The sequence below is a fragment of the Streptomyces sp. NPDC055140 genome, assembly GCF_053607285.1.
Genome location: NZ_JBSGTG010000212.1, coordinates 1 through 1,154, shown reverse-complemented (window position 1 = coordinate 1,154; position 1,154 = coordinate 1). Strand labels below are relative to the sequence as shown.

Below are 1,154 nucleotides of genomic sequence, written 5' to 3'. Positions count from 1 at the left end.
GACGGGAAGGTCCCGGAGTAGTGGTGCCCGACCACGAAGTTCTTCGCCGCCTTCTCGGGCAGCATCTCGACCGCGTACCGGCGTGCATCAAACCCACCCTCACTGAGGTGGCGCCAGGAGTGCCGTCGGTTACGCCAACGCTGGCACCAATCCGAGGCTGTGGGGATCTCGGTCAAGTCATCGAAGGGCAAGGTGGCTTGGACGATTCTCATCGGCCGAGGGCTCCACGCCCCGGTAGCGTCATCGGCCAAGCGGCAACACGCGGCAACCGTCCGCAGAACGTGTCTCCGACGTCATATCGCAGGCTCATTGCGGGCTCTCCGCCTGGTACCTGGTGCCCGCTGACCACACCCGCGGGACCCGGCGGTACAGCGTTGCAGGCGGTCAGGAAGAGAGCGGCACCGGTCACGCGCAAGGTGGCGGGGCGATCGTTGCGGGTCATGGTCAGCCTTCCAGGGCGGAAATGCCGGAGTCGGTGAGTCGCCAAACATGGCCGAGGTGCCCCAGTTGCGTCCTGCTGTACTCGTCGTCGACCCGCGCCCACCCCTTCTCGGCGACCTTGTTCACCGCGGCGTCGACCTTGCGGCCCAGGTGCCCCCAGGCCGTGCCGGAGCTGCGCTGGGTGGTGTCACGGATGGTCGGCTGCCCGTGTCCCGGACGCAGGGTGAAGACGGCGCCGCTGGCGATCAACTGCAACAGGGCGCGCTTCGCCGCAGTCGCGGGCGCCGGAGTAGGCGAACTACGAATCACCGCAAGGGTGTTGAGGCAATTGCGGCAGGTCGCCACACCGCCCTCGATAGCTTCGCCCAAGTGCCGCGGGATCGCACGATCCGGGTCCTCGCACAGGGCGCGGCCCGCGACGTGCAGGCGACTCCTGCCGGACAACACGTCTTCCTCGGGCACCACATGCTCGAGGCGGCGCATCTGCCCGCGGCGCAGGTTCGAGTGCACGGTCACCTTCACCGGGCAGATACTCAGCGACAACTCCCAATGTTGTCGGGCCTGTTCACGTGCCGCCTTGCGGCGGAGCCGGTCCTCGGCCCGTTGCTCGTTGAACACCCTCCGCGCCTCGACGAACCGCTCCGGCAGCGGCGGCTCCAGGCCCATCTCGTCGGCGACGAGCAGCATGAACGCGTCCGCTCCGGAGGTCTAGG

Annotated in this window: 1 protein-coding gene and 1 pseudogene; both read right to left on the bottom strand. The window is 68.0% G+C overall.

What is annotated here, in order from left to right; genetic code table 11:
- Window positions 1-212: pseudogene (locus ACWFR4_RS49090) on the bottom strand (hypothetical protein); the annotation flags it as partial.
- Window positions 213-444: 232 nt separating this feature from the next.
- On the bottom strand, window positions 445-1,128 hold the full coding sequence (locus ACWFR4_RS49085; protein ID WP_453658521.1) for a hypothetical protein: 684 nt from the start codon (window positions 1,126-1,128) through the stop codon (window positions 445-447).
- Window positions 1,129-1,154 lie beyond the last annotated feature (26 nt).